Here is a 20,155-nt window from a genome sequence, read left to right as displayed (position 1 = left end):
AAAAGGGCTAGATTCTCGCTTTAAAAAGCAATGGGATTTAATCAATGATGAATACAAGCTATGGAGCGAGTTTAAGCACGGCAATAATGGCAAGAGTAAGCTTTATAATGACCTAATGAGCGAAAGCTATAAGGTAAATAATGAAAGCCTTGATAAAGTCTTATTGCAGTTTGGCAAATCTATAAAAAACTTTGATAATACGCTATTTGGTAAGCTAAAGGCAGATACTAGAGATTCCTTGCAAATAGGGATAGTAAATGCCACTATAAAGAAAAATCTAATTGAGCTAGAGCCTAATAAATTTGTCCCAGACTATAAAGGGCTAAATAGGGCATTGAGTGAAGTGCGAAACATCGTAAATCCAAGCGTGAAAGAGCATATAGACTTAATCAAAGAGATTTCGACCATATTCCAAAACGATTTATATTTCGCTTCGAAAATATCCCAATCCCACCCAAAGCTAATAAAAAATAATATTGCAGTTAGCGTCGAGGGCAAAATCGCAATGCAAATCGCAAGTGAAACTTTCAAAAAATCTATGAAGTATCTCCCAACACAAGGCGGACGAAATGCAGCCTTTTTATACCACTTAAGGCAATCGACCAAGTATTCAAGGACGCCAAAGGAATTTATCTTTAATCTAGTATCAAGCCCCCATACTCCACCTGACTTACTCCACGAGCTAAAACCATTAATAAAAGAGTGGCTAAAGCACCTAGACTACGAACACTTAAAATCAAATATGGCTATGCAAGAAGTCCAAGATAACGCCCAAAATCTAGCGAACTTAATGCTAGAAAATGCAGAAAAAAACTCAAAGAATCTAATCGGCTATGATAAAAAAGAGCTACTAACATATGACCCACAGAATCCAACTCCGCCGATAAATCCAAATGGCAATCCGTCGAATAATGGCGGTGGCGGTGGTAGTCCTATAGATTCAAGCGGTGGGAATACAATAGATTCCACTCAAAGCATAATAAAGGAATTTGAAACGCTAAAGCGATATGATTTACCAAAAGAAAAGATAAGCCAAGAGGGATTTAATAATTTTGTTGATGATGTATTAGGCAAGGATTATGCGTCCGCTCCTAATGTCGTCCGCCTAAATGATATTAATAAAGACTTACAAGACGCCTTAGCTTTACCGCAATCTAGCGTATTTTTAACCAAAAAGCACCTTAGCCACATACGAGCCGAAAGAAAGGGCGATAAAGCACTTAGCCCAAATGAAATAAAAGAAATCCCAAACATAATCGCTAGTGCCAAATCTGCCCTAATTGATACAGAAAAAAGGAATTTTATTATTGATTTTGAGGATATGGAAAATGCCGACAAAGTAAATTTTTTACATTTTAACGCAGACAAAGAGGGGAATTATGTAGTAACGGCTAAAAAAGTTTTAAGAAGTGAATTAAATAATCCAAATTTACAGAGGGTCGAAGCAGGAATCGAACCTGCGATACGACAAGAATCCTTGTCCCACTTTACCAATTCTCGTGGCATTTCAACCCAAGATGAAATAAGTCAGGCTAGATATAATCCCGCTAGTAAAGACCACCTAGCCAATGGGAATCAAAGTCAAACAGAGTTAGGGACTAGCAAACCTAAAACGCCCAATGACGCCACAGACAATATTATACCACAGAATCCAAAAGATTCCCCTTTAGATTCTATAGATTCCCCAACACCAAAAGCCGAGATTCCACCAGCACCAAAAGCAGAATCTAGCCCAGCAAAGCCAAAGCCAAAAACAAAATCCACACAAAATCTTAAAACGCCACGCCCGGAGAAGCGTCCATTTGATTATGCCAAATTTAAAGCGGAACATCCGCCTTTATCATCATACCGCCCAAAAGTAGGCGACCCTAGAATCGAAGCAAAGATAAAAAAGGTAAATGAAAAAGTTAGCGAAGTGTATGGAGAGAAATCATCTTATATAGGACATCTAAGCTCCCCAAAATATAATTGGGTTAGAACACAACTAGGGGAATCTAAGTGGGAGGAAGTGGTAGATTTATACACGCAAAAGCTAACAGAATATCAAAAATTTTTAGAAAGAACAAAGGGACTAGATGAATGGAGTAGTGAATATATGGCGGAAAAATCCGCTTATGATGAGCTAGTAAAAAAGAATTTTGATAATAAAGATGTTTTCAAAGAAGCTATAAAGCTAGAAAATGAATTTAAAAATAGCACAAACAAAGAGATAATAAATCTAAAATTTTTAACTGATTTATGGAATGTATATATCGACGAAGGTGCGAGTGGGCTTTACAGAAAATATAAAAATATGCTAGAGAGTGCAGAGACGAATCACGCACTAAACGAACTCTATAGAAACCAAGACATAGAAAAATATCGCTACCAAAAAGCACAAATGGCAAGATTTAGCAAAGACTATTTTAAAAGGGAGTTTCCACACACCTATGATTATATACGAAAAACATATGACAAAGACAAACTAGCAAATATATTCTCCGCTATGCAAGACTTATATGGACGACAAACAAAAGGTGAGCTTTTAAAATTTGCTAGGAAAAGAAATGTATATGATAAAGCCTTTATAAAAGACTACGACATAGCAAAAGAGTTAGAATCTAAGCTATTAGCCGAGCAAGAAGCAAAAACATTAAGCACAACAAAACCAAATAGCGACACACCAAATGCAAACGATAACGACATTATAGATTTAATCGAAACTTCCCCACAAAAAGGCTTAGATTTACCAATAATAGGCGAGGAGCGATTAAGTGGTGAAGTGGTGGATTATCTAGCTAAAAATAATAAAAAAGTAGCAATAGAATCTATTAACGGCGAATCTTTGGGAATGAAATACCCAAATGATACAAAGCGGACTTTACAAGGTAGCGAAATAAAACACACGCTAAAAGCACATGGAGATTCCGCAATAGAGGAAAGTAGGGGGCAAATTGCTATTACTTTAGAGGATATTGCAAATTATCCAAATATCGTTAAAAATGCTGATGAAGCGATTACTTCAACTACTGATAGAGGCTTGGAGGCTATCGTATCGTTTAAGCAAATAAACGGATATTATGTAGTAGTGGAGGAAGTGCGACCAAAGGCAAATGAACTAGCATTTAAGACAATGCGAAAAAATAGAGGGGATTATAAAAATGATATAGCTTATAAAAGAGAGCTACCCTCTGACCTCAGTGTTACTAGCACTGCGAGCAATAACTCCCTAGATAAAATTATACCACAGAATCCAAAAGATTCCACACAAAGACTACAAGATTCCATTATCAAATCCACACCAAATAGCACGACTTATAAATATGATGAGTGGGAGACCACTATCACGCACAACGGCGATAAAGTAGATTTTGAGATAAAAGATACCGAAACTGGCAAGATTGTCAAACATACGCAAAATAAAGAGAGCGGAGAGCGAATAGAAGCAAGGCTAAGAGGCTTCATAATAGAGGGCAATACAAAGCATAATCCAAGTCTAGTCCCCTATGAAAAACTCCCAAAAACATATACTTTTAATGGAAAAACATATAAAAAAGCAAGTAAAGGGGAATATGTCAACCTTATAAAAAGAGATATAAAACAACTAAAAGAGCTAATAGGGTCTATAGAAAAAGAAGTGGATTTAGGTAGGCAACAAAGACAAGAAAATCTAAAACTTGCTCGTAAACTTAAAGTATACCTTCAAAGAAATAAAGCAATGGATAGATGGCACCCAGTAGATGCACACAAGGAGAATATATTTGGGGAACTTCCAATTAAAAACCAAATATCAAGGCTAAAGGAGAAAGCAAGTAAACTTGAAATCAATGAATATAAATATAAATTAGCACAAAACGAACAATTATTAAAAGAGGTAGAAAGTGGCAAAGAAACAAGATTTTTAATTGAATTAGACAAGGAGGGAAGTTTTATCCCTACATCACAAACCCAGCAACTCAAATTTTCTCATTTTGTTGATTTAAAAGCAAGAGATAGATTTGAGCTTAGATTGGCAGAAAAAGCAAATAAAGAGGGGCTTGAGAGTGTCGCAAGGGATTATTTAGAGGAGAGTAACCCAGCTAAATTTAAAAGAATGGAATCTTTTTTTATTGAAAATGCAGACAAGCTTTTACCAGCTTATAGCGCACTTGGCAGAGATGACGCATATGGCTATTTTATGCTACGCCTTGCTAATTTCGCAAATATAAGTATAGATGAATTTGTGCTTTTTGAGACAAAAAGAAGCGTTAAGCGAGGTGGCAGAAAAGATTTTGATGAGCTAATAAAGTCTGGCAAGAGCGAGGAGGAAGCCTATAAGGAAATAGTAAAACGATACAAAGAAAACAATCCGGACTTATTTAATTTTTTTGATAATGCAAGAAAAAATTTAGAATCCGCCTTTAACATAACCCCTATAAAAGAATTTGGTGAAAACTATGCGGAGTTTTACCATGACGGCGTGAATGCCATTAAGAAGCTACTAAATGAAAAGCAAGGGCAAGTAAGCGGTGCATTCTATCGCCAAGAGCTAGGGGATATTGATTTAGTCTGGGGAGATTCTAATTTTGGATTAAAGCACATTTTGGATAAACACGGCAAGGAATTTGGCGAGTTTGGCGAGGGCGAGGCTGGAATCCAAAACGCAATAAATGAGATTGTAAAAAATGGAAATATCAAAATAGATGATAACGCTAGGGCGACGCTAGAATACACCACAAATCAAGGCAAGGTTTACAAAGTAGGATTAAAGCAAAATTGGAAAGGTGAGCCGACTGCTAATAAATGGATAGTTACTGCGTATGATGATGTTAGAGAAGCCGATAAGATTATCAACTCTAGCGGCTTGACAAAAGGGGAGACTCTCCCTTTAAACTCTAATGAAAGTATAGCAAAAAATCTAAACCAAACACAAAGCAACATAAAAGACAAAAATAAGGAATTGCTACAAAGGCTATTTAAGGTAGATAGCTTAGAGCAAGATTTTTTTCTAAAAACTCCAAAAGCAACAGAATCTATTTTTAATAATGGAATCCTTATTAAAGGCGAGAAGCTATCCGCCAACGACCTACAAGATAAGATAGCGTTTTTAAATCTATCAAAAGCCATAATTGAAAACGCAGACGCACTTATTAAACAAAGCGAGGATTCTTATAGCTTTGTATACGATGCTTTTGATAACATTAGGTATGTTTTAAGCGTGGCAAAAAATGAAAATGGCGAATGGCTACTTACCAGCAAAACACCACTAAAAACTAATAAAACTATTAAGGAAATTAGCGAGGGCAGAGAGCTAATCCACACAAAAACACAAGAACAAAAAACATTTGAAAATTTCATAAATGATTATGCTTATGTATGGTCTGATTTAAAAAACATTGATGGCACGATTAACCCAAAATATAAAATCATCTGGGAATCTATGGGCGATGATAAAATGCGCGAATATATGAAGCTGGTATTAAAAGGCGAGAATCTAACCGAACCACAAAAACTAGCAAAAGAAGCATTAGATAAAGAATTTGCAGAAGCTAAAAAACAAGCAGAAGCCACACTAGCAAAACTCCAAGAGGAAAAATATAAACACCTTAAACCACAACAGACTTACGAGGATAATGAGCTTATTGTAAGAATTTCGCATGGAGCAAAGAAAACGACCATAAAGCAAACCGATAAAGCCACTGGGGAGACTAAAATAAATGTATTGCCAAAAGATGAGGGATTAAGCTATCACTTAGGAGCGGAAAATAGATTTAATCCGCCAAAACAAGATGTGAAAGTGGATATTAAAGCGGAAATTGAGGAGTTATTAAAGCGAGGGCGTGAGCCTATATCTTATGGTGAGGTTAGGGCAGATAGGGAAATAATAGATGATATAAAAAAGGACGTAGGGAGAGAGGCGGATAGGATTATTAGGCGGATTCAAGGCGAACATAACGAGCATATACGCCATAGAGACCACCCGGAATATATAGGCAGAACTGGGCTGGGAACAGACCAAATAAGGCGATATGATGAGAAACATGCACTTGACTTTGAAATCTTTATGGAAAATTATGGCAAATTCTTAAAAGAGGAAAATGGAAAAAGCGTGGTTACCGATAGGATTGGGCTACTACAAGGCGAAATTAGCGGACGCACTTCATTTGGTGGATACCTAACTGAACTTGACTTTTTTAGGCGAAGCTTAGAGGGATACATTTGGGACAACACCGATAAAAAATATAATGTAATTAGGGAGTTTGGCACAAACTATGCGGAGTTTTACCATGATGGAGCTAATGCGATTAAGAAATTGCTAAATGAAAAGCAAGGGCAAGTAAGCGGTGCATTCTATCGCCAAGAGCTAGGGGATATTGATTTAGTCTGGGGAGATTCTAGCAAAGGCATTCAACACATTTTAGAACGCAGAAAAAGCGATTATGTAAAGCAAGGATTTAGCGAGAGCGAGGCGATAAGCAAGGCTAATGAATTTATAGAATCGCTTCCGCAGATAGTAGAAAGCGGAGTGCTAAAAATGGGCGAATCTAGGGCGTTCATAAGAAATAGCGATAATAGCGTGGTGATAGCACTTGACTACAAAGGCGAGGGGGATAGAAAATGGGTGATAACAGCCTATGAAAATACTACCGCCCCTAATCCACCACATTCACAGCAGACTAGGCATAATACCGACACTTCAAGCGATGTTCGTGCCAGTGGCGATAGTGGCGATATTATACCACAGAATCTAAAAGATTCCCCAGTGGATAAAATAGATTCCACACAACCCCTAGAGCTACAAGAGCCAAGTAAAAAAGAATTAGTGGATTTTTTAAATGGTTATAGTATGCGAGAACAAGGCTGGTTAAAAAAACATATAGCAGATGTTTTTGATGTTTTAAAAGAAAGGATTAATAGAGAAAGACCAATAGGAGCAAGGGGAGAGCTTAAAAGCTTTTCTAATGATGAAATGAATGCGTTAATGTTAGAAAAATATCCAACAAACGAGCTTTTATTTCAAGGGATTGCAAAGGCGATGAAGCTTAATGATATTGAGAATGATGGCGTTGATAAGATTCTCCCATATGTTAAAAGAAAGCTAAAAAATAAAGATGAGATTAGAGCGTGGGAGATAATCTTAGATAATAATATAGATATTAATCTTAAAAGAGCTATTGCTAATTATAATCCATTGGGTGCTTTTGGTGCTGAAAATATAACAAACTCACTAAAAACAATCAAAACGCTAAAAGATGAAGTTTCTTTACTAGATGAAACACAAATGATAAATAAGCAGTCTATAGATAAAGATAGCGATTTAGTAAATAAAGAATTAGAACCCCTAGAGCCTGTAGAACCACTAAAAGTCCAAGAATTCCTAAAGCATTACAATCAAAGAGAGCAAGGAAATATAGTAAGCCTACTAAATAACACTGCTTTTGAGCTAAAAAAAATCATTGAAAACGAAACAAATAAAAGATTCTCCTTTACAATGGAAGCTAATCAAGCAGTATTTAGAGAGTTTTTTAACTCAAATGAGAATCTAAGAAATGGTATTGCTAAGGCTTATAAATTTAATAGCATTGATGAGATTCTCCCACATATTAAAAAGCTAAAAAATAAAGATGAGATTAAAGCGTGGAATATTATCTTAGATAGTAATATAGATATTAATCTTAAAAGGGGGATTATAGAGCATATTGATAGTGCATATAGTATCACCGAAGCAATAAGAGATACTAAAAACTTTGTATTTAAAATAGAAAAACAAAAATTACTAGATACGATAGGGACTAATGGTATTGCAAAGGAATATCTATATGATGTAAAAGGTAGGAATAAAACTATAAGCAATATTGTAGATAATGACGATGAAAGTAGATTCTTTCCGCATTTAGAAGTAGCAAATCAACATTCCTTTGAAAGCCATTATAAAAAACTAAGACTTTTAAGCCTATCAAATATAACTAAAGATGAGTTTATAAAGCTTGAAGCAAAAGACATAATCGATAGCAATAGATATAAAATAAATGAATACTACAATCACTTAAAATCTAAAGGTGAATTAAAAAATGAGAGCTTAGAATCCATTGCTAAAGAACAAGCAGAAAAAGTCTATACACAAATATTAAGCTTTAGAAGCAATTTAGAAAAAGCCCTAAATATAAATCCTATAAAAGAATTTGGGGAAAACTATGCGGAGTTTTACCATGACGGAGCTAATGCGATTAAGAAATTACTAAATGAAAAGCAAGGGCAAGTAAGCGGTGCATTCTATAGAGATGAATTAGGGGATATTGATTTAGTATGGGGCGAGGTTGGCAGTGGCAAAAGCGATGGCTTTGGATTATCAAAAATCGCAAAATATCACCCCGAAATCTTGGAAAAATTAGATAGCGTGATTAAAAATGGCGAGATAGTAAAAGACGCACAAGGGCGAACAAATATCGTTTTAGGTAATGATATTGTAGGACTTAGGAATAATTGGAAAGGTGAAAATACTAATGAGTGGATTATAACAGCGTATAGCAAGAAAGAGGATTCGCCGAAGTTTATCGACTCTCGACAAGCAAACGCTACTAGGGAGGGCTTTTCTCCTAGTAATCCTCAAGGGGATTCTACCACAAAAGAGATAGAAAATGCAAACGATTCGGCGGTGGATTTGCAGAATCCACCACAAGTTCAAAGCACCGAGATTCCACCAGCCCCAGCCCAAGCTATACAAGTCCCAGAGAATCTAAAGCACAATAAAGAGATTATTAGGATTTTAAGCGACATAGAAGCACGAAATAGAACTATCGATACTTATAAGAATCTAGCCCCAAAGGCAAATAGCGACAAGGGTAGAATCTATGCAGAAAACAAAGCAAAAGAATTCCAAGAGCTAAAAAATGAGCTAGAAGCCGAGCTACAAGCTAAAATAAAAGAGCTAGAATCTAAGGGGATTGCCACACCAAAGGCAGAATCTACAAAATCCACCGAGCCGACCGAGCCACAAACGCCAAACACCATAAATAAAATCGATGTGGATTCGCTAGATTTGGATAATATCCCAAGCTTAAGCAAGGAGGAAAGCGATAAGCTATACGATGAAACAATTAATTTAATACGAGAAAGAAATGCCGCAACTGGAGAATATGAAAAGAAAATAGATGGGCTAATAAGAAATGGTTTAGCAAAGCTAGATGGAAAAGGTGGAGTAGAATATACAAACGCACAAAGCTATAACCAAATCGCCCCACTAATCCAAAAAAGAGATGAGCTAGAAAAGCTAATAAAGTCCAAGAAAACAATCCAAGAGCTAAATAAGCTAAATCTCCCACTAGATTTAGAATACTGGACTAAAAGAGATATTTACAAACTAGCTTTAAGATACAAAAAAATACTTGATGAGGGTGAGGCAGAGGGCTACATAATAACTAGGAAAGGACATGGATTAAAGCTAAAGCCCGAGTTTCAATATAGAACTAGAGCAGAAATGCAACAAGTGGCAAACAAGCTATTCCCAATAGCTAGAAAATATCATTATTTAAAAGAAAAATTAGGCACTACTATAAAAGAACTCCCAACTGATTCTAAGCCAATCCCAACACTTGATTTACAAAAAGAAGCGGATTATAAGGAAGTTATAAAATTCTTTAACAAGCACGAAACCGACCAAGAGCAAAAAGAATTATTTGAGAAAATCCTACCTATTGCTAAAAGACTAGGGGTAAAGGTAAGGACTGCGGTTAATACCTTTAATGATGTGGTAATGAGTGATGAGGAGCGTAAGAAAATCGCTGGAGCTTACTTCCCACTTATGAATCTAAGCGTAGTTAAGAAATCTACACCAACAGAGCGTAAATCAAAAACGCTACTCCACGAGCTTTTACATAGCGTTACTTCACGCGCATTAGATAAGCCGGAGATTCTAAATCCTATACAAAAAAGGGCAGTGAATGATTTAAATGCGATTTATAACGAGCTAAAATCTAGCACGGAATACGCCAAGAAGCAAGAGGGATTAAGGGCGTTTAGTGCTGGCGACTATGGCTTAAAGAATGTGCATGAGATGATAGCTGAGCTTAGCAATCCGGAGTTTAGGCAAAAGCTAAAAGCGGTAAATCTATTTGAGAGAGTAATAGATGCAATTACGAGGCTTTTTGCTTTTAGCAAGGATATTTTACTAAACCGAGCGGCAAAGGCTGGGAAAACTGGCGAAATAGTAGAATCTAACGCATATGAGCGAATCAAAAAAGCAGTGTATGATATAGTAGATAACTACGATGATGATTTTACATTCAAATACGAAAACTCCGGCAGAATAAAAGATGAGACGATAGCAGCAATGAATGCCAATAGTGGCTATAGTGGCTGGTCTAGGAGTAGAAACTCAAGCTGGGCTATCGAGCATTTCGAAATGCCATTAAGTCTTTTTAATAGGGAGCGAATGAATCGTCTTATAAATGAAATTGATAAATACAAAAGCGACTTAGAGGATAATGGCGTGAGTGTCGAAAAGGCAAAGGAAATTCTAAAAAATACAAGCGTGGTGGATTTTAGGGAGAGTGCTAAAAAAGCTGGTAGGGCAAGTTGGCACCACACGGGAATAGATTTTAAGGAAACCGACCATTATTCTTTTATTGACGCCATAGCAGAGATAGCTCAAAATGGCGTTACAAAAGCACCGAAAATCAAAGCAGAAAAATTAAAAAGCGAAGGGATAGGATTAGCTGTTATAAAGGAATATACAGGCAAATACCCAAATACAAGATTTATAGGATATAAAACAATCATCGGCGAAATAAAAGGGAGTTGGATAATCGAGGCGAACGGCACAAAGCACAATGTGAATGCAAATAAGCTGATAGTATACACCGATTATAAAGACCACACTGAACTACGAAAAGAGCTAAGGGAAAACAACTACTCCACAGAACATAATAAAAAAGACAGCTCACTTCAAAGGTCGACAGAAGTAAAAAGATTGATAGGTGAGTATTTAAAAAACAAACTCCCAAAAGCTGAGCCTATTAAGAAATTTGGTGTAAATTATAGTGAATACTACCATGACGGCGTGAATGCGATTAAGAAGCTACTAAATGAAAAGCAAGGGCAAGTAAGCGGTGCATTCTATAGAGATGAATTAGGGGATATTGACTTAGTATGGGGAGATTCTAATTTTGGATTAAAGCATATTTTGGATAAACACCCTCAAGTAGCAGATGAGATTCCAAACATTGTTAAAAATGGTGAATTGCGAACTGAAAATAATATCAATACGATAATTTTTGATAATGGCAAAAATACTTATAGGATAGGATTATCTAAGGGCTGGGATAGAAAAGGCGATAATAACTGGATAATTACAGCGTATGAAATAGATAAGCCTGTATCCCCTCGCCCAGATGTCCTACCAAGTAACGAGCTTACGAAGGGTGATGGGACTAATCTACACCCAAAGGATACAAGTGGCGAAATTATAGCAAAAAATGGCGATGATTCCAAAAAGGCTAAATAAAGAGCAATTTGTAAATCAGTTTAAAAATCCAAAAGGCGATAACATTATAAAAACGCCGGTGGGTGAGCTAAAAATAAATCCGCAGTATGCGTTTAGTCATCTTAGGCGTGTTAAAAATGGTAAGCTAGAAAATAGGAAATTCCTAAATGGCGGAATCTTGCCAACATTATTAAATCCGCTATTTGTTACTAAAAACGCAGAGAGGACGCTATTTTTCTATAAGCCTTTTACAAATGAAAATGGCAAAATAATAAATCTAGTAAGCGTGGAAGTAAGCGATGGAAATATACTAAATTATAAAACTAGCTATCATGGGTCGCATAATAGAGTAATGAATATGATTAAAAATGATTAATTGGTGTATTTGAAAAAGCAAACAAGGTAGCAGGAACAAGAAGCACCTAAAAGATGTCTTGGAGGGGAGAAAATCTCCCCAAACTCCATCGACTACCTTGCTTGGACAAAATTATAAAACTATTTTGCTTAATTGATAATAAACTACACTGCGTTTGTTTTACATGAACAACTTCACAATAACACCCTCTCCCTATCGGCATAAATAACACACTTCGTTAAGGTCTGCATCCTCGCATTCAAATAGCTTTGGTGTGGAATCTAGCTCTTTAAATTCGGCTTCGATTTGCTCTAATGATTTTGTATATTTGAATTTTTGTAAAACGCAATTTTCTTTAACACACCTAGCTTCAAAATCCTTAGCCCTCTGCCATTCTTTGGGATAATGCTTCCACAGATTATACAAGCTAGTTTTGCTTTGCTTAGGGCATATAAAACACCCAGTGCGATTAAAATGGCGATAAAGCGGATTATTTAGGGCAATGCTATTTAAATACTCATTTACCTCAGGCTCATTCCACTTCCACTCAAAAAGCGGATACACGCTAATCCCATACCTAGCATTAGTTTTGCGACCTCGTGCCACTTCGTTATAGGTGTAGCCTATAAGCATTTCATTACGAAACTTCTCTAAGCTATGTAAATTTTCCTTTAAAAATCTCTCTGTGCTGTGAATCTTGGTCTCCCTAGTGCAGTAATCGATACCATTTAAGCGTGGGACGCCTCTAGTATGTCCTTGATACTTGCCCTCTGTGATTGGCAACTCGAACGCCCATTTTTCTATTGTCTTAGATTCATCAAGGCGAATAATTTTCTTATTAAATCGCTTTTGCAAGTAGGAATCTACTTTGTCTATGTATTCATACATTAGGGGGAACTCCCAGCCAGTATCGCAGAAAATGATAAAATCAATATCATTCCCTAGCTCTAAGTATCGCAAGGTCATCGCCGTAGAATCTCGCCCACCGCTTATTTTTGAGATTGTCATAGCATATCCTTAAAAGAATTTTTTTTAAAGATATAAAAAAGTGGATTCCAATAAAAGGGCGGTTGATTTTGTGGTTTGGGTTAGGCTTTTTTAAAGAGCTAGATTCCACGCCTAAATTATTTGAATGCGAGGACGCAGACCTTAATGAAGTGTGTTATTTATGTAAGTAAGCTGGGGTGTTATGTGAGCTGTTCGGTAATACCGAACTACTGCTAAAGACTAAAGGGCTTTCCAAGAATTGCTTTTATAGATTCCTAGAATCTCAATAAACTCACCCTGAATGATAAATGGGACAATGTAGCCCTTAAATATTAAATCCCTAACGCTCTTATCGCCTAGCTCTCTATTTTGGCGGAATTCTCAAGGGGCATTGGATAGATATTTTCGATAGCTTGGAATAAAGAGCTATTAAACTCAATCGCCCTTTTTGGGCTATCCTTAGCGATAAAATCTAATATATTTTCAAGCTGGGTTAGAAAATTATCACTAAATAGAATTTTCATATTTGCTTAAAAAGCTATCCATTTTTTGCTTTGCCTCGCCAATCTCAAAAAGCTCTAAATCCCCTTTTTGGCTTCTTTTGTAAATTTCTTTTAGATTCTGTGCGTCTTTTGGGCTTAGGCTATCTGTAACCCTTAGCTTTGCCTTAGAAGTTTTCGCTAAATCTTTAAAGCTAGGCACAAACTCATCTTTTACATTTTCAATTATTAAAGTCATAGGTTTTCCTTGTAAAAATCTTGCCAAATTATACTAAAAACTACCGACCTTTTATTGGAATTTGGATTTTTATATATTTCGTTCGTGCTTAGTCTTTAGCGGATAGCTTTGACTCCATTATGCTAAATGTTGCAATGGTAAGCATAAGACTAAGCATAGTAACCATAATAATATATTATGGGCTACCCAATGATATGGGGGACGGGCAATGATGTCCTTATTTGTAGCTAGAATCATAAAATGGCGAAAGACAGATTCTGGCGGAATCCCAAGTAAGCCCGTTTGAACTTTACTCTCTAGTAAAACAAGCGAAGCGAAGTTTCTTGTATAAAACCCTAGAGAGCTATGCAATCTCCAAAAGCTAGGGTGCTACTTAAAGATAGGTGGGTGAGTGGATTAAACCGCTTCTTTGCTAAAGAAGTGTAGTTGTTAAAACTACCGAGAGTTCGAATCTCTCCCTATCTGCCATTATTTTAAAGGAAATTCTATAGGAAAATTGCCCCTTGCAATTAGCACCATAGGTAAATTAAGTAAATCTCCCCTGACCTTAAACATAAAAAGCTTGATTGGTTAGTATTGCAAGGGGGAGTTTGGCAAATGATAGTAACAAGGAAACTTCACCCCGCCCGATATTTCGTCCTAAAGCTTCGTTTATTAACTTCACTAAAAAAATGAGAAACCAGCTTAGCTTAATTAGTTTTTATAAAATTTGTTAATTCTTATAAACTTCACAAGCTATATTATTTATAAAGATTATTTCACCCACGCTTATATTTTCTAGTGTTAAAATAGTATGGGCGGTGGAGATTACTTCGTCATCAAAAAGGATTCTTGTGCCTTATTTTCAATGCATTTATAGCTGATTATAAATAAAGCTTCGTGCATTTTGAAGCACCTAGCTACTTTTTAGTGCTTTATTTACCACTTCAACTAACGAGAATTCCTCGTTAGTTGCCACTTCTTTGACTTCACCCTTTACGCCACATACCTTTTTATTTCCCGCACACCGCCCATATTTCGCACCTCGCCGTTTTGCCATTATCTCGCTACATTTCTACCTTTACGCCCCTTTTTCCTTTTCCACGCCGCCTCGCTTTGTCTCCTTGTCCTCCGTGCCACATCTTTTTTGCCACACGCCTCACCGACTCGCTTTTATTCCCTTTGTCTGCCTTTCCACCGCCACACACTCGACATTTTTCACTACCATCACCACGCACATTTCTAGCCACACACCCCTCTATACGACTTTGTCCGCCTTTTGGCGTTTCTACTTCACCACATTCTAGCCTCTCATACCCTTTAGCCTCCCCTTTTTGTGCCTCACCACCCCACATTATGAAAAATCGCTATTTTTGGAGTATTGACTTTGGAGTTTTTGCTGTGATTTTTTGGAAAATCTACTAAAAGCAATTGTTTTTTGCTGGGTTTTGGGGTGGATTTTACCTTGTGGTTGCAATGGGGACATGGGAAAAATTGTGAGTGCAAAAGTGCAAAGCGTTAGCTTCGTGTAAAACGAAGTTTCCTTGAAAACAAACGAAGTGAAGTTTCCTTGCCAACGAGTGAAGCAGGGCTTTCCTATCAAAATAGGCGTGGCTCTATCTCATAAATGACTTTGGATTATGGGTCTTTTAGTGGGAGTTGGCTTAAGGTTTAAAGGGTCGGAGTAACTATTAAACTTACTTTTTTGGCTTGAAAGTGCCTATAGTGTGAGAGTGGGAAATTAAGCTTAAGGTAAATTTGCATTTTGGGGCAGTAACCTTAAAAAAGTGTGGCAGTAAAACTTTAAGAAATCCCAAAAATCTCCAAGCCCAAAAAAACAAAATCCCAAAACGAAAAAGCCCACTTCAAAATTTAAGGGGCTAGAATCTAAGGCGTTTGCAAAAAATAAATTTAAAACGAAAGAGGCTTAAAAAGAAAGCGGGGGTTTTGAATTTGATTTTAGGCTATGGGGGGGGGTCATTCCCCAATCTCCCCCCTCCTCACCCTAACTCACAATGCAAATATAAATTTAAAAATTTGGACTTAGTGCAATTAATAAAAGACAATAGCATAGGTAAAATTATTGAATATTTAATTAGGAATTATTAAGGCTTTGGAACACCTGCCATAAACATTTCTCTCCCCGAATAGTTCCAATAACGAATATCTTGTTCTATGAAAAACCATTTTAAAACTTTTAAAATTAAATCTACAGGATAACCATTTTTAAAGTTTAAATCGATATTGTCTTTTATTTCTTTACATTCGTAAACTTCATAGATTAATGAATATAATTTTTCATATTTTTCTAGAGATTCTTGTTTTTTCATTTTTAAATCATCAAAAATATTATTATGTGCAGGATTATTTTTACTTTAGCTGTTTTAGAGAAATTTACATTTTCAACATTTATTAAAAAATCAAAACCATTATGCAAATTAGCAGGTCTTTCTAAATAAATTCTATTACCCGATGTTAATTTTTCAATAAAATAAAAATATTTTGTTTGCAAACTACCTTTTCCCTTTCCTGCCAATTCTTTTAGAAAAATATTTATCACCCTTGTTCTAACTTCATTTCTAGAGCCTGAATTTGAGAAAAAATATTCGATATTATAAATTGCCATAAAATCTCTTTAGCCAATTACTTTTTTAATTTTAACAAACAATGCCATTTCATCTAAGTTATCAAATATGCCTAATAAGTATTTTTCGATTTTCATTTGACATTCTTTTAAAATAAATATTAATATTTTTTACGATATTTATTAATCATAAAATCTATAATAATTTTCTTTTTTATCTATTTTATCCCCTTAATAGCATTTTACTTCGTAATATAGGGCTTTTCAAGCCATAAAATGCTAACTTTTGTCAGACAAAAGGGTTATCCTGCTAATTTCTACTAATTTTTTATTTTTATGCTTTTTTATAGATTTTTAGCATATTTTTTTATATAATTTCTTTCCTTTCTTCTATGTAGTTTGTCTGGTTAATAAACTTAAGTTGAAGAAAGGGAAAAAAAATTGAGTGATATTGCTAAACTTGATTATTTTATTGAAGAATTTCATAAAAATAGATTCACAAAAAATGCTCCAAACTTTCCAAATATATTAAAATCACTAAGCTATAATTATTCACAAAACAATAATAAAAATCCATCATCTCAAGTATTAGTAAAGTTAATATCAAATCTTGGTTCAAGTGGTATTAAAAATTGCATAAATTACATTGTAAATAATTCAAATAATGATTATTGTATAGATGAGTTTAATCAACAAAAAAGTATTGATGAGATTCTTAATAATTGGCAATATGATTATAGTTTTAAAAAGAATGCAAAAGAAGCTTGGCATTTAGTATTTAGTGTGAATGATAATAAAAATAGTATTGATGATATTTTAAAATCAGTAAGCGATACTATGCAACAAAATTTTATAGAATATAAATATATTTTAGTTCCACATATCCATCAAAACAAACCACACATTCATGTATTATTAAATAAAAATAATAAATTCAATAATAAAAAACTACATTTTAAATCTAAAACTCATATTAAAGACTTTTTCTTTCAATTACGAGAAGATTTTAAAGATAATCTTAATTGCTACCATACTACTAAAAAATTTACAAATCATAATAAGATTGATTGTATAGATTTACAAGAGAAATTAACTAAAGAAATAGAGCTATCTTATGTGCAAGATTCTTTTTATAAGAATCTAAGTTCAAGCACTAAAAAATTAAATAATATACAAGATAAGATTCCAAAAATACAAGCAAAGATTGATAGTTTAGAAACTAAAAGAAAAGAGATTCAAAAGTCTTTAGATATATTCAAAGAAGAAGATAATATAAATAGTGCATTTTTTGCAAAAATAAATGAGATTAAGCAAGTAAATATTGAGTATAGAACATATTTAGAGCGTATAAAAGAACTCCACACAACTAAAAAGAAATTATTAAAATCCATTGATAAACTTAACTATAGTATTAAAAACACTAGCTCTCTTAGTTTGCTAAATCAAATTAAATATTATAAGGATTATTTGGAGTTTAAAAAAAACAATAGCACTTTAAATAAAAATGATATTGAGAATCTTAGATTCATTATGGCAAATAAGCAAAAAATAGAGAATCTAAGCGAAGATTCTATAAAACATACTCTAATACTTTCTAAATCCACAAAACGCAATCTATATCATTATATTAATTCCATTACACAAATAACTAAAACATTGAATTTTTTAAATGAAAATGAGATATTTGATGCTAAAAAACAATCATTTATATTAGATTCTCTATCTCAAGCTAGAGATAAGCTAAAAGCAAATCTAGAATCTAAAAAGCAATTTATTTTTAATAGTATCGATACACATACTAAAGAATCTAATTATTCAAAAGAAACAATTAAGAAATTACATTATCTAACAAAGGATTTAAGATTATTATATAAATATGGCTTAATAGATTCTAGTGAGCTTATTGCAAATGTAGATAAAATCAAACTCAAAACAAAGGATAGAAATGAGAGAGCTAACACAACACAACACAAACAAAATATACCAATCAAATCTAATAAAGCAATTACATCAAAACAATCTACCACCAATAGAAACCATTTGCGAGTATTGCCCTTATGGCATATGGCAACAAGTAAAATCGGGGATAAGGTGCTTCTGCACTCTAACGCACTCCATAAGCTGGGAATTAAAAGAATCGCCGATTATAGAATGCGATGGACAGATAAAAGCAATAGAAGAAATGTTGAACCTAGAACAATCCATAAAAGGTTTAATAGAAGATAGTTTAGCAAAAGTGTAAAAGTAGAATCTAAAGTAAAGATTCACATAAAATGTAAAAAAGTTTAAATTTGCTTTTATGGATTAGCCTATATTGCGTGGTTTTAAAGATGTGTTACAGAGCTTGGGAATAGTTAGTTTATAAGTTAGCCTACAATGTATGGTTTTAAAGCTGAAACTTATAGGTTTTTATATCTATTTATAGGATTTTATAGGTTTGTAATAATGCTATATTACAGAGCTTGGAAACTCTATTAAAATATTAATTCTTTCCCTTTCTTTAATACTAAGCTTATCGCTTTAATCATTTAGGTTTATTATTTGCTAGGTTAAAGCCAACTTTCTTGGAATTTTTAGGCTTAATAGATTCTTTTTGATTATCCTGTGATATAATATTATTGTCTGATTTATCAGATATATTAGCAGTCGATGAAAGTGCACTAGATGCAACATTCGCGCCCGTGTAGGCTTGTCCTGCTGTGTGGAGAGAGAGGGCGTCTCCACCATCGATTGCTTTTCTCTGCAATCTCCTAAAATCTCTTAATCCTTTTTTATTCACATGGAAAATAGTAGTTTTTTCGTTGTAATTCTTATATTATTACATCTCCCATTTTACGCTCATCTAACATTTTTGCTACTAAAATCTCATCATCTCTTTTGTTCTGTGGATTTTTCATAACAATTTCAGGCTCATTAATAACTCGCTCAATGACTTCTGCGACTTCTTCCCTATCTCTAAACATTTCAGGGTGTCGTTCATATAACAATTCCAAATCAGCTATAGCCTCTTTTTCACCTAATAAATCTACAAGGATTTTGCCTAATATAAATACTTTAAGTTCCCTATCACTCATAATGCTAATCTCTTAATAAAACAAACTACATCTATCCTTTTTATATTGCTTTAAATAGTCTTCTTTATTTAGTTGTTTATTGATTGAGCGACAAAAATAAGTATCTTCAGGCTCTAAATTATATTTTGCTTTCCATTGTTCTCTAGTTAGATATGTTTCTGAATTAGTGGTTCTATCCTTATATGCTTTAACTTCACCTTTTAAACACTTCTTATATTCTTTTTCCCCTTCAACCAACATACAACCAGTTAAAAGTTTGTTATTATAAAGATATTTAACACTAAATGGTGGTCTACCCTCATCTAATGTCATTTCATCAAGCATTTTACCTTTAGCTTTATTTCTTGCTTCCAACTCATCAAGTTCTTTTTGAAGTCTTTTTGCTGCCTCTTCTTGTGTTTTATAATAACTATCCATATCTGCACTTAAAGTAACCAACAATCCACAAACGCCCAATAATACTAATACTCTTTTTAACATATTTCTTTCCCCTTTCTTTAATAAATTAAATTAATATAAAATAAATTCTTTAAATTAATTATATCCTAAATTCTATATTTGGCTACTCAACTCACCCAATATACAGGGAATGGCATAGAAAAAAGTAGAAAATAAATATTTTTTAATGTAGTTTTGTAAGAAAATTGTAATTCCAAAAAACTAGGCTAAATTACCCTTAGTTTTCTAATAATTAATCTTATGTAAAAGCTTTAAATTGATTGATATAAGTATTAAAAAGTATGGCGGACAGGGAGGGATTCGAACCCTCGGTAATCTTGCGACTACGCATCCTTAGCAGGGATGTGGTTTAAGCCAACTCACCCACCGGTCCACTAAGATTTCTTACTTCACGAAACTAGTAAAATTCGTCCTTGCGATGGAGGGCGTTGCCCTCTTAAACACCCTAAAGCTACGATTATTTAGACCTCGTCTAAAAATCGAGAAGGGAAGTAGAATCTCGTTTGTTTTAAAACTCCAAAATAAGCGAAGCGAAGTTT

The 20,155-nt window shown here is 34.3% G+C and carries 17 protein-coding genes and 3 tRNA genes; 4 read left to right on the top strand and 16 right to left on the bottom strand.

Features of this window, described 5'->3' with window-relative positions:
* Window positions 1-312 precede the first annotated feature (312 nt).
* From CCY99_RS09500 to CCY99_RS09485, 4 genes are all read right to left on the bottom strand, one after another.
* Window positions 313-606, bottom strand: coding sequence for a hypothetical protein (locus CCY99_RS09500; protein WP_181646820.1), 294 nt, complete (start codon window positions 604-606; stop codon window positions 313-315).
* Window positions 607-831: 225 nt separating this feature from the next.
* Window positions 832-969: a hypothetical protein gene (locus CCY99_RS09495; protein ID WP_181646819.1), complete on the bottom strand. Its 138-nt coding sequence runs from the start codon at window positions 967-969 to the stop codon at window positions 832-834.
* Window positions 970-1,077: 108 nt separating this feature from the next.
* The gene (locus CCY99_RS09490) at window positions 1,078-1,269 is read right to left on the bottom strand and encodes a hypothetical protein (RefSeq protein WP_181646818.1); all 192 of its coding nucleotides are present in this window, start codon (window positions 1,267-1,269) and stop codon (window positions 1,078-1,080) included.
* 166 nt (window positions 1,270-1,435) lie between these two features.
* Window positions 1,436-1,514: transfer RNA gene (locus tag CCY99_RS09485), tRNA-Ile, on the bottom strand.
* Between CCY99_RS09485 and CCY99_RS09865 the strand changes: the two genes are divergently transcribed.
* On the top strand, window positions 1,478-11,461 hold the full coding sequence (locus CCY99_RS09865; protein WP_258443274.1) for a DUF3519 domain-containing protein: 9,984 nt from the start codon (window positions 1,478-1,480) through the stop codon (window positions 11,459-11,461). The two genes, CCY99_RS09485 and CCY99_RS09865, sit on opposite strands and share 37 nt — an antisense overlap.
* Window positions 11,439-11,816, top strand: a complete 378-nt coding sequence (locus CCY99_RS03495) for a hypothetical protein (RefSeq protein ID WP_112060025.1) — start codon at window positions 11,439-11,441, stop codon at window positions 11,814-11,816. The genes CCY99_RS09865 and CCY99_RS03495 overlap by 23 nt, the downstream gene beginning before the upstream one ends.
* A gap of 192 nt (window positions 11,817-12,008) precedes the next feature.
* Here the strand turns inward: CCY99_RS03495 and CCY99_RS03490 are convergent, their stop codons facing one another.
* The 4 genes from CCY99_RS03490 to CCY99_RS09315 all read right to left on the bottom strand — a co-directional run bounded on the left by CCY99_RS03490 (window position 12,009) and on the right by CCY99_RS09315 (window position 13,871).
* Window positions 12,009-12,803 carry a phosphoadenosine phosphosulfate reductase family protein gene (locus CCY99_RS03490; protein ID WP_112060024.1) on the bottom strand — a complete coding sequence of 265 codons (795 nt, stop codon included), beginning with the start codon at window positions 12,801-12,803 and terminating at the stop codon, window positions 12,009-12,011.
* A 335-nt stretch (window positions 12,804-13,138) separates the two neighbouring features.
* Window positions 13,139-13,306 carry a hypothetical protein gene (locus CCY99_RS09860; RefSeq protein WP_258443271.1) on the bottom strand — a complete coding sequence of 56 codons (168 nt, stop codon included), beginning with the start codon at window positions 13,304-13,306 and terminating at the stop codon, window positions 13,139-13,141.
* Complete coding sequence (locus CCY99_RS03480) at window positions 13,290-13,520, bottom strand: hypothetical protein (RefSeq protein WP_112060023.1); 231 nt, start codon at window positions 13,518-13,520, stop codon at window positions 13,290-13,292. Before CCY99_RS03480 ends, CCY99_RS09860 begins: the two co-directional genes overlap by 17 nt.
* Window positions 13,521-13,637: 117 nt before the next feature.
* Complete coding sequence (locus CCY99_RS09315) at window positions 13,638-13,871, bottom strand: hypothetical protein (RefSeq protein WP_146744930.1); 234 nt, start codon at window positions 13,869-13,871, stop codon at window positions 13,638-13,640.
* Between the two features lie 26 nt (window positions 13,872-13,897).
* Between CCY99_RS09315 and CCY99_RS03475 the strand changes: the two genes are divergently transcribed.
* Window positions 13,898-13,988, top strand: a tRNA-Ser gene (locus CCY99_RS03475).
* A 427-nt stretch (window positions 13,989-14,415) separates the two neighbouring features.
* Here the strand turns inward: CCY99_RS03475 and CCY99_RS09460 are convergent.
* The 4 genes from CCY99_RS09460 to CCY99_RS09685 form a co-directional block, all read right to left on the bottom strand.
* Window positions 14,416-14,559 (bottom strand): hypothetical protein, encoded by a 144-nt coding sequence (locus tag CCY99_RS09460; RefSeq protein WP_181646817.1) that lies wholly within the window; start codon window positions 14,557-14,559, stop codon window positions 14,416-14,418.
* Window positions 14,560-14,566: 7 nt separating this feature from the next.
* A complete protein-coding gene (locus tag CCY99_RS03470) occupies window positions 14,567-14,854 on the bottom strand; it encodes a hypothetical protein (RefSeq protein WP_112060022.1) in 288 nt (95 codons plus the stop codon).
* A 750-nt stretch (window positions 14,855-15,604) separates the two neighbouring features.
* Window positions 15,605-15,829, bottom strand: coding sequence for a hypothetical protein (locus CCY99_RS09690; RefSeq protein WP_220092229.1), 225 nt, complete (start codon window positions 15,827-15,829; stop codon window positions 15,605-15,607).
* Window positions 15,830-15,831: 2 nt separating this feature from the next.
* Window positions 15,832-16,125, bottom strand: coding sequence for a hypothetical protein (locus CCY99_RS09685; protein WP_220092228.1), 294 nt, complete (start codon window positions 16,123-16,125; stop codon window positions 15,832-15,834).
* Window positions 16,126-16,524: 399 nt separating this feature from the next.
* On the opposite strand from CCY99_RS09685, the gene CCY99_RS03455 reads away from it, so the two are divergent.
* Entirely contained in the window at window positions 16,525-18,309 is a 1,785-nt protein-coding gene (locus CCY99_RS03455; protein ID WP_112060020.1) for a hypothetical protein, read from the top strand.
* Between the two features lie 298 nt (window positions 18,310-18,607).
* Here CCY99_RS03455 and CCY99_RS03450 read toward each other — a convergent pair whose 3' ends face one another.
* The 4 genes from CCY99_RS03450 to CCY99_RS03435 all read right to left on the bottom strand — a co-directional run bounded on the left by CCY99_RS03450 (window position 18,608) and on the right by CCY99_RS03435 (window position 19,989).
* Window positions 18,608-18,829 carry a hypothetical protein gene (locus tag CCY99_RS03450; RefSeq protein WP_112060019.1) on the bottom strand — a complete coding sequence of 74 codons (222 nt, stop codon included), beginning with the start codon at window positions 18,827-18,829 and terminating at the stop codon, window positions 18,608-18,610.
* A gap of 64 nt (window positions 18,830-18,893) precedes the next feature.
* Window positions 18,894-19,157: a hypothetical protein gene (locus CCY99_RS03445; protein WP_112060018.1), complete on the bottom strand. Its 264-nt coding sequence runs from the start codon at window positions 19,155-19,157 to the stop codon at window positions 18,894-18,896.
* A gap of 12 nt (window positions 19,158-19,169) precedes the next feature.
* Complete coding sequence (locus CCY99_RS03440; protein WP_112060017.1) at window positions 19,170-19,637, bottom strand: hypothetical protein; 468 nt, start codon at window positions 19,635-19,637, stop codon at window positions 19,170-19,172.
* A 261-nt stretch (window positions 19,638-19,898) separates the two neighbouring features.
* Window positions 19,899-19,989 (bottom strand) — tRNA-Ser (locus CCY99_RS03435).
* Window positions 19,990-20,155 lie beyond the last annotated feature (166 nt).

Source organism: Helicobacter sp. 16-1353, from assembly GCF_003288815.1.
In the GTDB taxonomy this organism is placed as follows: Bacteria; Campylobacterota; Campylobacteria; order Campylobacterales; family Helicobacteraceae; genus NHYM01.
The sequence above is the reverse complement of the archived record's forward strand: the minus strand, read 5'-3'. Positions and strand labels throughout refer to the sequence as shown.